Source organism: Brevundimonas sp. AC546, from assembly GCF_979258305.1.
In genome coordinates this window covers 1,529,838-1,542,438 of the sequence record NZ_OZ409849.1, presented here as the reverse complement: position 1 = coordinate 1,542,438, position 12,601 = coordinate 1,529,838, and the positions used below count along the sequence as shown (strand labels likewise).

The following is a 12,601-nucleotide window of genomic DNA, read 5'->3' as shown; positions in this document are numbered from 1 at the left end:
AAGCGCAACGGTTTGGGCCGAGGCGGATTACCGCTTCATGCGCGGTGAACTGAAGACCTATCAGGCCAAGCGGCGGTTCGGCGAGACGCCAGAGCCGAAAGGGGCCAAGGGCGGGCGGTCCAAGGCCGGTTTCCGCTATCTGATCCAGCGCCATGCGGCGACGCGGCTGCATTACGATTTCCGTATCGAGGCGGACGGGGTGCTGAAATCCTGGGCCGTGACCAAGGCGCCGTCACGCGACACGGCGGTCAAGCGATTGGCGGTCGAGGTCGAGGATCATCCGCTGGATTACGGTTCGTTCGAGGGGACCATCCCCGACGGCAACTATGGCGCCGGGACGGTGCAGATGTGGGACGTCGGGACCTGGGAACCGCAGGAACCGGACCTGGAGGCGGCCTGGGCCAAGGGCCAGATCAAGATGATCCTTCACGGCGAGCGGCTGAAGGGCAAATGGGCGCTGATCCGGTTGAAGAGCGACCGGGGCAAGCCGTCCAAGCGGAACAACTGGCTGCTGTTGAAGGAGAAGGATGAGTTTGCGGTGGCGGGCGAAGGCGACGCCCTGGCCGAGATCGACGCCTCGGTGACGACGGGGCGGTCGCTGGCCGAGATTGCGGACGGGACGAAGGAATGGACCTCGTCCAAGCCGACGGGGCGCAAGGGACCGGCCAAGCCCAAGCCGTCAAAGGCGGCGGCGAAGGCGACCAAGCCGCCGACCTTTGCGCCGATCCAACTGTGCAAGGTCACCGATCATCCGCCGGGGGGGCGGGGTGGGCGCACGAGATCAAGTTCGACGGCTATCGCATCCAGATCGGCGTCGGCGGCGGCAAGGCGGTGCTGAGGACGCGCAAGGGGCTGGATTGGAGTGACAAGTTTTCGGACCTGGCGGCGGACGCGGCGACCTGGCCCGATGCGGTGATCGACGGGGAGCTGTGCGCGCTGGACGACGATCACATGCCGGACTTCAGCGCGTTGCAGGCCGCGATCTCGGACAAAAAAACGGGGGGGCTCGTCTATTTCGCCTTCGACATGCTGTTCGAGGGGGCGGAGGATTTGCGCAAGCTGCCGCTGTCGCATCGCAAGGCGCGGCTGCAGGCCTATGTGGACCGGATCGGCAAGGCGGGCGCAACGCGGCTGCGCTACGTCGAGCATTTCGCCTCGACCGGGCAGGCGGTGCTGGAGAGCGCCTGCAAGATGGATCTGGAAGGCGTGATCTCCAAGAAACTGGACGCGCCCTATCACGCGGGGCGATCTTCGACCTGGCTGAAGTCCAAATGCCGGGGACGCGACGAGGTGGTGATCGGCGGTTGGTCGTCGGAGGGTGGGACGCGGTTCCGGTCTCTGTTGGTCGGCGTCCGTGACAAGGGCGGTCTGCGCTATCTCGGCCGGGTTGGGACCGGCTATGGCGAGGCTGTGACCAAGACCCTGGTCCCGGCGCTGAAGGGCGTGGCGGCGGAGAAGTCGCCCTTCTCCGGGGCGGGCGCGCCGAAATCGGCCAAGGACATCCATTGGGTCAAGCCGGTGCTGGTCGCCGAGGTCGAGCATGGCGGATACACCGAGTCCGGCTCGCTGAGGCAGGCGGCGTTCAAGGGCCTGCGCGAAGACAAGACGGCCGCCGAGGTGACCGAGGCGCCGCAGCCGCCGACGGAGATGGGCGAGACGAAGAAGCCGACGGTGCGATCGGCGTCAAAGCCGGGCAAGGTCGTGGTGGCGGGGGTGACGATCTCCAGCCCCGACAAGGTGCTGTGGCCCGCCGTCGGCGGCCGGCCGGCGATCACCAAGGCCGACCTGGCGCGCTATTACGAGGCGGCGGCCGAGCGGATACTGGCCCATGTGGCGAACCGGCCGACCTCGATCATTCGCGCGCCCGAGGGGATCGGCGGCGAGACCTTCTTCCAGCGGCACGCCATGGCGGGGTCGAACCCCCGTTTGAAGCTGATCGACGTCAAGGCGCGCACGCCCTATGTCGCCGCCGTCGATGTCGGCGGCCTGGTCGCCATCGCCCAGTCGGGCGGGTTGGAGTTGCACCCGTGGGGCTGCGCGCCGGGCGAGCCGGAAATCCCCGATCAGATCACCTTCGACCTCGATCCCGACGAGGGGCTGGATTTCGGTGACGTGATCGCGGCGTCCAAGGTGGTGAAGGCCAAGCTGGAGTCGCTGGGCCTGGCGGCCTTCGTCAAGACCACCGGCGGCAAGGGGCTGCACGTCGTCGTGCCGATCAAGACGGACGCCCGGTCCCGCGTGACCTGGGATCAGAACAAGGCCTTAGCCAAGGCGGTGTCCGAGGCCATTCGCGCCGAAGCGCCCGACCGATTCACCACGACCCTGGCCAAGAAGGCGCGGGGCGGGAAGATCTTCCTCGACTATCTGCGAAACGGCCGGATGGCGACGGCGGTGGCCCCCTGGTCGCCGCGCGCACGGCCCGGGGCGGGCGTCGCCTTCCCGCTGTCATGGGGGCAGGTGAAGGCGGGGCTGGACCCGGCGGCCTTCAACCTGTGGACCTATGAGAGCCTGTTGAAGAAGCCCGATCCCTGGACCGATTTCCGCGCCTCGGCGGTCAGTCTGAAACCGGCGCTGAAGGCGATGGGGGTCTAACCTTACTCTTCAGTTGCGCCCATTATCCCGCTCATCCCGGCGAAAGCCGGGACCCAGTGCTTTGGGCGAAAGGTCCATGAGATCGACGGCCGGTGTTCATCCAAGGCACTGGTGATGCGAAAGAACTGGGTCCCGGCTTTCGCCGGGATGAGCGGAAAAAAAGAGGTGGCGCCTCATAGCCGCCGCCTGATCTACGCGGCGGCCTTCTTCTTGGGCGCTGGCTTCTTCTTAGCAGCAGTTTTTGAGGCAGCCGCCTTCTTGGCGGGCTTTTTCGCTCCCGAGGCCGAACCCTTGAGACTGTTTCGCAGGGCCGCCATCAGGTCGATGACGTTGGTGTCGTCCGGTTCGGCGACATCGACCACGCCCTTGCCGCCCTTGGCCTTCGATTTGATCATGGCGCGCAGAGCGTCGTCGTAGCGGTCCTTAAACTCCTCGGGGTCGAAATCCGCCTCCTTCTGGCCGATGATCCGGGCGGCGATCTCGACCATGTCGGGGTCGGCCTTCACCGTGGGAATGTCATCGAAATAGTCGTCGGATGAGCGCACCTCGTCATGGGCGCGCAGGGTGTAGGCGACCAGGCCCTTGCCCCGGACCTCCAGCGCCAGTTGACGTTCCTTGCCGCGCAAAACGAGCTGGCCCAGGGCGACCTTGCCCTGTTTCTTCATGGCGTCGCGGATCACGGCGAAGGCCTCGACGCCCGCGCCCTTTTCGGGGACCACAAAGAAGGGATCGTCCCAATAAAGGCGATCGATCTCATCCTCGTCTACAAACTTGTCGATGGAGATGGTCTTGGTGCTTTCCAGCTTCACCTTGTCGAAGTCGGCGTCGTCGAACAGGACGTACTCGTCCTTGGACACCTCATAGCCGCGCACCAGATCGCTGCGCTCCACCGGCCCGGTGTCGGGGTCGGTCGGCACCATGCGGATTCGGTTGTTGGTGTCGGGATTGATCAGGTGGAAGCGCACGTCGTTCGTGCTGGTCGTCGCCGTGTAGAGCGCCACCGGACAGGTGACCAGCGACAGCTTCAGATGTCCTTGCCAGGTGGGGCGAGCGGCCATGTCGTTTCTCCTCGCCCTGCACAATGCATCAAGGCGACTTGCGTTCGACAGGGCCGCCGCCCATCACTCTAGGAAGCCGTCAGCCCTGGAAGATAGTCTCGAACCCGCCCCACATCATGCGCTTGCCGTCGAAGGGCATGTCCATGTTGGCGAAGTCGGGGTCCTTCTCCATCTGCGACCAGCAGGCGTCGGCTGTGGCGCGGTCGGGCCAGGTTAGCCAGGAGAATACGACCGCCTCGCCCTCTTCCAGCTTCACGGCCAAGGGGAAGCTGGTCAGCTTGCCGTCGGGGACATCCTCGCCCCAGGTCTCGACGTGGGACACGGCGCCGTATTTCTTGAACAGGGGCCAGGCCTTTTCGGCGGACTTGACGTAGCGGTCTTTATCCTCGGTTTTCACGGGGGTCAGGAAGCCGGTCACATAGGTCATCGGGTGTCTCCTCGGGTTGAACGGGTTAGGCGTCGGCTGTGTCGAAGGCGGCTTTTTGGGCATCGAACGCGCGTTTGAACGCGGGCCTCTGCTCCGCACGGGTGAGATAGGCGCGCAGATTGGGTCGTTCGTCCAGCAGGGGCTTGTCCTTCAGCCGAAGCAGGACGGACGCCATCAGCAGATCGCCCACGCTGAAATCTCCCTCCAGCCAGTCCGCCTCGCCAAGGTGGTCCGACAGTTGAGCCAGACGAACACGGATGCGTTGCTCCAACGTCTGGATACGCTCGTCAAACCAGGGGCGATCACGCTCCAGCACCTGGGTCAGGCTGTGGTCGAACACCGCCGGCTCGACGGTGTTCAGCGCGGCGAACATCCAAGAGATCGCCCGTGACCGCGCGTCGGGATCGGTCGGCAGAAGCCGGCTGTGGCATTCGGCCAGATGCAGGACGATGGCCCCGGATTCGAACAACGTCAGATTACCGTCCTCATAGGTGGGGATCTGACCGAACGGATTGCGCGACAGATGCGCCGGCTGCTTCAAGGCCTCGAACGACACGGAGCGGACGTCGTAGTGCTGGCCGATTTCTTCCAGCATCCAGCGCACCCGCATGTCGCGCGCCAGCCCGCGACCGCGATCCGGCGACCGTTCGAACGCCGTGATGGTGGGTGACACCGGCCCTAGTCCCTCAGGCGACCGCAGCGACGGCGCGGTCCAGCGCCGCGATGTCGATCTTACGCATGGTCATCATGGACTGCATGGCGGCCTTTGCACGGGCGGGATTAGGGTCGGTGGTCAGGTCCATCAGCCGGTGCGGCGTGATCTGCCACGACAGGCCCCAGCGGTCTTTCAGCCAGCCGCACTCGCTCTCGCGGCCGCCGTCGGCGGTCAGGGCGTTCCACAGCCGGTCGGTTTCGGCCTGATCCTCTGTCATGACCATGAAGGAGACGGCTTCGTCGAACTTGAAGGCCGAGCCGCCGTTCAGGGCCAGATAGGCCCGGCCCGCCAGCACGAATTGAACGGTCAACACCGTGCCGGCCTTGCCTGATGGCGTATCGACCGGCGAGCGGTTGACAGCGGTGATGCGACTGTCGGGCAGCAGCGAAACATAGAAGGCGGTGGCGGCTTCAGCATCGCCGTCGAACCACAGGCAGGGGATGATCTTATCGGTCATGACGCGCGCTCCTCAGGGGTGGGTTTGCGGAAAGGTATTGACCATCCAGTCCTTGCCGAAACGGTCGCGCACCATGCCGAAACCGGGCGACCAGGACGTGGCGGCGAAAGGGAGCTGGATCAGGCCGCCGTCGCCGAGGCGGTCGAAGACCTGACGCGCCTGATCGGCATCGTCGTAGTGCAGGGCGATCGAGTTGGCAGATGGGGGCGTCCGTGACGCGACCCCGCGGTCAGCCGCGTCGTCAGCACACACGCCGGGCGGGCTGTCGGAGCCCATGATCGCCTGCTCGCCGACCTGCATCCAGGCGTGGGCGATCTTGTCCTTCCACTCGGGGCCGACCGGGGCGTCGGGCATGTCGGCGAAGGTGATCAGGTTCAGTTGGTCGGCGTCCAGCACCTCGGCGTAGAAGCCAAACGCCTCGCGCGCCTGGTCCACGAACATCAGATTGGGGGTGATCTTCATGCCTGTTCTTCCTCAGCCAGGGCGGCGAGTTGATCGGCGACGGCGCCCCAGCCCTGTTCGAAGCCCATCGTCCGGTGCTTCTCTGCGGTCTTTTCGTCCCAGTGACGGGCGATGGAGGTGTAACGCGTGCCGCCGGCCTCGGGTTCGAAGGTGTCCATGCGCACGAAGTCCAGGTCCCCGGACTGGGGAACCCAGCCCTCGGTGAAGGCGCCGGTCGAGACCAGCTTGCGGCCCGGAACGACCTCCAGGAAGACGCCGGAATGGGGATGGCTTTCGCCCTCGGGCGAGGCCAGTTCGATATTGGCCCGTCCGCCGACACGCAGGTCCCAATCGACGACGGGCGTGGTCCAGGGGCGCGGGCAGAACCACTCGGTGGTGCGTTCGACGTAGATTTTCCAAACGGTTTCCGGCGACGCCTGGATCAGGCGGCTGATGCTAAGCTCGCGAGGGTCGGCCATCACGAGGCCATTTCGTTGGCGGCGAAGGCCTCGGGGCCGGCCGCGACGGCGGCTTGGTCCATCCACATGACCTCCCAGATGTGACCGTCCGGGTCGGCATAGCTGCGGCCATACATGAAGCCGTAGTCCTGCGTCGCGGTGGGGTCGACCAGACCGCCCGCGCCGCCTGCCTGATCGACAATGTCGTCCACCGCCTGGCGGCTGTCGCGCGACAGGCACAGCAGGACCTGGGCCGAGGCGTGGGCGTCGGGGATCTGGCGGTCGGTGAAGGTGCGCCATTTGTCGTGGGTGAGCAGCATGACGTGGATCACGTCCGACACGACCATGCAGGCGGCCGTGTCGTCGCTGAACATGGGGTTCTTGGTTGCGCCGACGGCCTCGTAGAAGGCGATGGACTTGGGCAGGTCGGTGACGGGCAGGTTGATGAAAATCAGCTGGGGCACGGCGTTTCCTCTTCCTTGTTTGTTTGCGAAACCTGACTCGGATGATTATGATAGTCAACCATGAAGTTAGAAAAAGTAACTGACAAGGCCGGGCGCAAGTATCACGACGCCTGCGGTGCGGCCCATGGGCTGGATCTGATCGGCGAACGCTGGGCCCTGCTGGTCATCCGCGAACTGATGATGGGGCCGCGCCGGTTCGGAGATCTGAGGAAGGATCTGCACGGCATTTCGGCCAATGTGCTGACCCAGCGGCTGGAGGGGCTGGAGGCGTCGGGCATCCTGCGGCGCAGGAAGCTGCCGCCGCCCGCCTCGGTCCAGGTCTATGAGTTGACGCCTTGGGGGTACGAGATCAAGCCGGTCTTCATGGTGCTGGGCGGCTGGGCGGCGCGTTCGCCCGTGCATGACCCGACCCTGCCGATCAGTGCGATATCGATCATGATGTCGTTCGAGACGATGTTCGACCCGGCCCTGGCCGGCGATGCGGCGATGACCTTGGGCGTCGTCTTCGGCGACGAGGCTTTCGTGGTCCGCGTGGAAGGCGGAATCATCACGACGCGCCGCGACGCGACGGACCCCGCCGAGGTGGTGATCGCCACCCAGCCGCCGCTGGTCGCCGCCTGCGTCTATGGCAAGGTTCCGCCCGCGGCATTCGAGGCCGACGGGCTGATGACCCTGACCGGCGACCGGGCCGTGTTCGAGCGTTTCGTGGGCTTCTTCAACCTGCCGGAGAAGGCTGCGGCCTGACGGCCAACCTCAGGCCAGGATGTCCAGCAATGTCCCGATCATGTCGTCGGCGGTGCGGATCACGGCGGCGTTGGCGCTGAAGGCTGTCTTGGCCTGGAGGCGTTCGACGGTTTCCTCGGCGAGGTTATCCAGCGGCGCGGTCGCGGTGCGGCGCGCGCTGTTGTCGAAACGGGTCTGGGCGCCGAGCATTCCGGCGGCGCCGATGGATAGGGCCTGCATCTCAAGCCTCCCGAAAGGAAATCCCTCGGCGGCCAGATGAGGCCTGATCCGTCAACGTGGCGCGAACAAACAGGGTGAACGGTGAAATGTGCCCGCAAGGGTTACATATCGCCAACGCCGATCCATATCGGGTGGACGCCAATGCATCAAAGGAGACCGGCGCCATGACACTCAAGGATCAGGCCATCATCGTTACGGGCGGGGCCAGCGGCATCGGCCATTCGTCGGCGCTGGAGCTGGCGCGACAGGGCGCGAATCTGATCATCGCCGACTTCGACATCGACGGCGCCGAACGGGTCGCCGCCGAGGTCCAGGCGCTGGGCGTCAAGGCGTTCGCCTTCAAGGTCGATGTGTCAGATCCCGCCGCCGTCGAGGCCCTGGTCGATTTCGCGGTCGAGACGCTGGGAACCCTGACCGGCGTGTTCAACAACGCCGGCATCTCCAAGGTCCAGTCCCTGCTGGAGATGGACCCTGCGTCGTATCGCCGGGTTATCGAGGTCGATCAGTTCAGCGTCTATTACGGCCTCCATTACGGGGCCAGGAAGATGGTCGAGCGGGGCGTAAAGGGCGTGTTCGTAAACACGGCGTCGATCTATGGCTCGGTCGCCGCCAAGGGCAGCTTCAACTACAACGCCGCCAAGGCCGCCGTCATCGCCATGACCCGGTCGGGCGCGCTGGAATTAGCCGAGCACGGCATCCGCGTCACGGCCGTCGCGCCCGGTTTCATCGACACGCCGATGATGGGGCAGCTGGATCAGGCCGCCCGCGCGGCCCTGGCCGCCCAGCACGTCACCAACAAACTGATCTCGCCCGAGAAGGTGGCCAGCGTCGTGGCCTTCCTGTTCAGCGACGCCGCCTCGGCTGTCAACGGATCGACGGTGGCGGCCGACGACGGCTTCCTGGCTTTTAAAGTCTAACCCGGCAAAACCGAGCGGGCGAAGGTCCGATCCGAGGTCGGTCTTTCGCAGAGTGATCGCGGTAACGATGTTTTCCGCCCCGCTTGCGCCCTTATTCGTGTATAGAGCGCCATCATTCGCCCGGCCTGAGGTCTGACCTCGGCCGGGCGCGGTCGTTTCAACGACCGCCCTTGTCCGTTTGCCCAGGTTTCCTATGCCCTTTCCCGCCGTCCATCCCGCGCTCGACCGCGCCCTGATCAACAAGGGCTATGCCGAACCCACCCCGGTTCAGGCTGCGGTCCTGGAAGCTGAATATGCGGGACGCGACCTGCTGGTCTCGGCCCAGACGGGTTCGGGCAAGACCGTCGCCTTCGGCCTGGCCGCCGCCCCGACCCTGTTGGGCGACAAGCCGATCTTCGGTCCCGGCGGCGCGCCGCTTTGCCTGGCCATCGCCCCCACGCGCGAACTGGCCATGCAGGTCGCGGCCGAGCTGACGTGGCTGTACGCCGACTCCGGCGCCAAGATCGCCACCTGCGTCGGCGGCATGGATGCGCGTCGTGAAGCGCGCGCCCTGAGCTTCGGCGTCCACATCGTCGTCGGCACGCCCGGTCGCCTGAAGGACCACATCGACCGGGGCAACCTGGACCTGTCCGAGCTGAAGGTCGCCGTCCTGGACGAGGCCGACGAGATGCTGGACATGGGCTTCCGCGAGGATCTGGAGCACATCCTGGACCAGGCGCCGGCCGAACGCCGCACCCTGCTGTTCTCGGCGACCATCGCACGCGAGATCGCGACCCTGGCCAAACGCTACCAGAAGGACGCGGTGCGCATCGACGCCACCGACAAGACGCGCCAGCACGCCGACATCGAATACCGCGCCTATCGCATCGCGCCCAACGAGATCGAGCATGCGGTGGTCAACACCCTGCGCTGGTTCGAGGCGCCGCGCGCCATGGTCTTCTGCTCGACGCGCGACAGCGTGCGTCACCTGCAGTCGTCGCTGCTGGAACGCGGCTTCTCGACCGTCAGCCTGTCGGGCGAGATGGGTCAGCGCGAGCGCACCGACGCGCTTCAGTCGCTGCGTGACGGCCGCGCCCGCGTCTGCGTCGCCACCGACGTGGCCGCGCGCGGTCTGGACCTGCCCGACCTGGGTCTGGTCATCCACGCCGAACTGCCGATGAACCGCGCGGGGCTGCTGCACCGTTCGGGCCGGACGGGCCGGGCGGGCAAGAAGGGCGTCTCCGTGATGCTGGTGCCGCACTCGCGCCGTCGCAAGGCTGAGCGTCTGATGGACGAGGCCGGCGTCGACGCCGTCTGGACCGGCGCGCCGACCTTCGATGAAATCCGCAAGGCCGACGAAGGTCGTCTGCTATCGCCCGAATTCTTCGAAGCCGAGGTCTCCGACGAGGACATGATCGTCGCCAAGCGTATGATCGCCGAGCGCACGCCGGACGAGATCGCCGCCGCCCTGGTGCGCCTGTTGCGCAAGGAACAACCGGCGCCTGAAGAACTGTCCGATCCCGGTTCGGATCGCGGCCCCGCCAAGCGCGAACGCACCGTGCGCAACGACGACGGCACGGCGGCCCAGCCCTGGCCCGGCGACCGCCTGGGCTCAGACGACGTGGTCTGGTTCCGCCTGGACGTTGGCCGCAACAAGAACGCCGATCCCAAGTGGCTGATCCCGCTGATCTGCCGCATCGGCGGCATCACCAAGCCCCAGATCGGCGCCATCCGCACCTTCCCCGACGAGACCCGGTTCGAGGTCGCCAAGACCCACGAGAAGGCCTTCCGCGAAGCCGTCGCCGCCTCCAAGGACGAGGTGAAGATCACGCCGTCGGAAGCCCCGACGCCGGGTTCGATGAAGTCCAGCCGCTTCGCCGGCAAGCCGAACCGCGATGAGGGTGATCGTCCGTTCAAGAAGACGCCGTACAAACGCGCTGACGGCGGCGCAGGCGACGCCCGTCCGGCCTTCAAGAAGCCGTGGGCGCCCAAGGCGGACGGCGGCGGCAATCCGCGCTCGAACGCAGCGGCCGACAAGCCGTTCGTCAAGAAGGCCTTCCAGGGCAAGCCGAACTTCAAGAAGGACGGCTTCAAGGGCAAGCCCAAGGGCTGAGACTTGCCTGATCGTGGGCGGAGGCGCACCCTTCGTCCATGAGCACGCCGACCGCCCCCGACGGACGATACGCCTCGTTCGAGGCCTTCTATCCCTATTACATCCACGAGCATTCCAACCGCACGTGTCGGCGTATCCATGTCGTCGGCACCGGCCTGGTGATCCTGGCGTTCGGGGTTTTTGTGGCGACGCAGAATCCCTGGTGGCTGCTGGCCATGCCGCTGATCGGCTACGGCTTCGCCTGGGTGGGGCATTTCTTCTTCGAGAAGAACCGGCCCGCCACGTTCAAATATCCGCTTTGGAGCCTGATGGGGGACTTCCGCCTGTTCTTCGAGACGGCATCCGGCAAACGCCGCTTTTGATCCGTATTTGAAGCTGCGCGGTTATTTGAAACCGACTAGTCTCCCCCTGCGGCATCGCGCCGCTGCTGGAGGGAGCATCATGAAATCTATCGCCATCGTCGCAGCCGCTTCGGTTCTGCTCGCTCCGGGCGTCAGCCTGGCGCAGAAGGGCGGGGCCAAACCCGACTTCACGCTCGATCCCAACTATGGCTCGGTCGAGCTGGAGACGGGCTTCACGCCTGACCCCTGGACCAAGTCGATCTTGGCCGGCGGTTCGATCGCCGCCTCGGCCGCCCAGTCGGGTTGCGAAGGCAAGGTCAGCGCCGCGCCCGACCTGCAACTGAACTTCACAGCCGGTGATCTGGACCTGACCATCAAGGCGGTGGCGTCGGAGGACACCACTGTCCTGGTCAACACCCCCAGCGGCCGGTGGTATTGCGACGACGACAGCGGCGGCGACCTGGACCCGCTGGTCACCATCTCAGATCCCCAGAGCGGCCGCTACGACATCTGGGTCGGCACCTATAACGACAGCATGGTCCAGTCGACGCTGCAGATCAGCGAACTGGGCGGCACGGACACGACGGCGGGCGGCGCGCCCGATATGGAGCTGACGCCCAACTACGGCACGGCCAATCTGCGCGGCGGCTTCACGCCCGATCCCTGGACCAAGTCGATCCTGGCGGGCGGTTCGTCGCCCGCCTCGGCCGCCAAGTCGGGCTGCGAAGGCTCGGTCAGCGCGGCGCCGGATATGCAGATCTTCTTCGAACCGGGCGAGGGCGACCTGACGTTCCGCGTGCGGGCGGACGAGGACACCACCCTGCTGATCAACACGCCGAACGGCCGCTTCTATTGCGACGACGACAGCGGCGGAAACCTGGACCCCAAGGTCACGATCACCAATCCGCAGAGCGGCCGCTACGACATCTGGGTCGGCACCTATAACGGCTCAATGGTGCAATCGACGCTGGAAGTGTCCGAACTGGACTGATCTCGGCCAGAGCCAGACACGACACCGCCGGCTGACCATCGCGGTCAGCCGGCGTTTTCAATTCTGCATCGGATCAGTTGGAGGCGGTGGTCCAGGCCGGCGGACAGCCGTCGAAATCACCGGCATCGACGATGGTTAGGGTGCGCATGTTCAGACGCTGCGCCTGGTTCATCGAGCCGCGGCCGTTGCCGGTGTAGAGGTCGATCTTCTGGCCCTTGATCGCGCCGCCGGTGTCGGAGGCGTACCAGTAGCCGTCGTGGATCGAGCCGTCGGCCATACGCAGGCCGACCGTCTCGCGAATGAAAAGCTTGGTGCGGCGCGGGATCACACGGGGATCGACCGCGACGGTGCGCATGGCGATCGGACGGCAACCCAGGGAATCGTTGCCCGTCGCGCCGCCGCCGCCTGCGTGATAGAGGCGCGCCGAGGCGCGCCAGTCGGGATCGCCGGCCATCAGCTCGGTCTGTTCGGCGTTCAGAGCGGTTTCGATTTCGGCGGAACCGACGGTGGCGGCAGGGGTTTCAACCCTGACTTCATCCGCCGCTACGACATCATTGTAGGGGACAGGACCGCTCGTCACAGACGACACGGCAGCCCAAAGCATGGCGATAGCAGCGGAAGCGCCGATCATGAGTTTCGCTCAGGAGACACCGGCTCCCAACGCCGCCGGCGCCCGCCTTGTCGC

At 65.9% G+C, this 12,601-nt stretch carries 16 protein-coding genes; 7 read left to right on the top strand and 9 right to left on the bottom strand.

Annotated elements, in window-relative coordinates:
• Positions 1-37: 37 nt before the first annotated feature.
• Together ACZZZD_RS07680 and ligD are read left to right on the top strand one after the other, a co-directional pair.
• Positions 38-838 (top strand): DNA polymerase ligase N-terminal domain-containing protein, encoded by an 801-nt coding sequence (locus ACZZZD_RS07680; protein WP_463434008.1) that lies wholly within the window; start codon positions 38-40, stop codon positions 836-838.
• Positions 733-2,592, top strand: coding sequence for a DNA ligase D (ligD, locus tag ACZZZD_RS07675; RefSeq protein WP_463436101.1), 1,860 nt, complete (start codon positions 733-735; stop codon positions 2,590-2,592). The genes ACZZZD_RS07680 and ligD overlap by 106 nt, the downstream gene beginning before the upstream one ends.
• 191 nt (positions 2,593-2,783) lie before the next feature.
• On the opposite strand, the gene ku is transcribed toward ligD, so the two are convergent.
• The 7 genes from ku to ACZZZD_RS07640 form a co-directional block, all read right to left on the bottom strand.
• Positions 2,784-3,650, bottom strand: a complete 867-nt coding sequence (gene ku, locus ACZZZD_RS07670) for a non-homologous end joining protein Ku (protein WP_463434006.1) — start codon at positions 3,648-3,650, stop codon at positions 2,784-2,786.
• A gap of 79 nt (positions 3,651-3,729) precedes the next feature.
• Positions 3,730-4,077, bottom strand: coding sequence for a DUF1428 domain-containing protein (locus tag ACZZZD_RS07665; protein ID WP_463434004.1), 348 nt, complete (start codon positions 4,075-4,077; stop codon positions 3,730-3,732).
• Positions 4,078-4,102: 25 nt separating this feature from the next.
• A complete protein-coding gene (locus ACZZZD_RS07660; RefSeq protein WP_463434002.1) occupies positions 4,103-4,750 on the bottom strand; it encodes a glutathione S-transferase family protein in 648 nt (215 codons plus the stop codon).
• Between the two features lie 13 nt (positions 4,751-4,763).
• The gene (locus tag ACZZZD_RS07655) at positions 4,764-5,249 is read right to left on the bottom strand and encodes a VOC family protein (RefSeq protein ID WP_463434000.1); all 486 of its coding nucleotides are present in this window, start codon (positions 5,247-5,249) and stop codon (positions 4,764-4,766) included.
• Between the two features lie 12 nt (positions 5,250-5,261).
• Positions 5,262-5,711, bottom strand: a complete 450-nt coding sequence (locus ACZZZD_RS07650; RefSeq protein WP_463433998.1) for a VOC family protein — start codon at positions 5,709-5,711, stop codon at positions 5,262-5,264.
• Complete coding sequence (locus ACZZZD_RS07645; protein WP_463433996.1) at positions 5,708-6,169, bottom strand: SRPBCC family protein; 462 nt, start codon at positions 6,167-6,169, stop codon at positions 5,708-5,710. Before ACZZZD_RS07645 ends, ACZZZD_RS07650 begins: the two co-directional genes overlap by 4 nt.
• The gene (locus ACZZZD_RS07640) at positions 6,169-6,612 is read right to left on the bottom strand and encodes a VOC family protein (protein WP_463433994.1); all 444 of its coding nucleotides are present in this window, start codon (positions 6,610-6,612) and stop codon (positions 6,169-6,171) included. The genes ACZZZD_RS07645 and ACZZZD_RS07640 overlap by 1 nt, the downstream gene beginning before the upstream one ends.
• A 60-nt stretch (positions 6,613-6,672) precedes the next feature.
• Here ACZZZD_RS07640 and ACZZZD_RS07635 point away from each other — a divergent pair, with 60 nt between their 5' ends.
• Positions 6,673-7,356 (top strand): winged helix-turn-helix transcriptional regulator, encoded by a 684-nt coding sequence (locus ACZZZD_RS07635; protein WP_463433992.1) that lies wholly within the window; start codon positions 6,673-6,675, stop codon positions 7,354-7,356.
• A 9-nt stretch (positions 7,357-7,365) separates the two neighbouring features.
• Here the strand turns inward: ACZZZD_RS07635 and ACZZZD_RS07630 are convergent, their stop codons facing one another.
• Positions 7,366-7,575 carry a flagellar basal body rod C-terminal domain-containing protein gene (locus tag ACZZZD_RS07630; protein WP_463433990.1) on the bottom strand — a complete coding sequence of 70 codons (210 nt, stop codon included), beginning with the start codon at positions 7,573-7,575 and terminating at the stop codon, positions 7,366-7,368.
• 164 nt (positions 7,576-7,739) lie between these two features.
• On the opposite strand from ACZZZD_RS07630, the gene ACZZZD_RS07625 reads away from it, so the two are divergent.
• The 4 genes from ACZZZD_RS07625 (at position 7,740) to ACZZZD_RS07610 (ending at position 11,916) form a co-directional block, all read left to right on the top strand.
• Positions 7,740-8,492: an SDR family NAD(P)-dependent oxidoreductase gene (locus ACZZZD_RS07625; RefSeq protein WP_463433988.1), complete on the top strand. Its 753-nt coding sequence runs from the start codon at positions 7,740-7,742 to the stop codon at positions 8,490-8,492.
• 193 nt (positions 8,493-8,685) lie between these two features.
• Positions 8,686-10,584 (top strand): DEAD/DEAH box helicase, encoded by a 1,899-nt coding sequence (locus ACZZZD_RS07620; RefSeq protein WP_463433986.1) that lies wholly within the window; start codon positions 8,686-8,688, stop codon positions 10,582-10,584.
• A gap of 38 nt (positions 10,585-10,622) precedes the next feature.
• Complete coding sequence (locus ACZZZD_RS07615) at positions 10,623-10,946, top strand: Mpo1-like protein (protein WP_463433984.1); 324 nt, start codon at positions 10,623-10,625, stop codon at positions 10,944-10,946.
• A 79-nt stretch (positions 10,947-11,025) separates the two neighbouring features.
• Positions 11,026-11,916, top strand: coding sequence for a hypothetical protein (locus ACZZZD_RS07610; RefSeq protein WP_463433982.1), 891 nt, complete (start codon positions 11,026-11,028; stop codon positions 11,914-11,916).
• Between the two features lie 73 nt (positions 11,917-11,989).
• Here ACZZZD_RS07610 and ACZZZD_RS07605 read toward each other — a convergent pair whose 3' ends face one another.
• Positions 11,990-12,547 carry a 3D domain-containing protein gene (locus tag ACZZZD_RS07605; RefSeq protein ID WP_463433980.1) on the bottom strand — a complete coding sequence of 186 codons (558 nt, stop codon included), beginning with the start codon at positions 12,545-12,547 and terminating at the stop codon, positions 11,990-11,992.
• Positions 12,548-12,601: the final 54 nt, after the last annotated feature.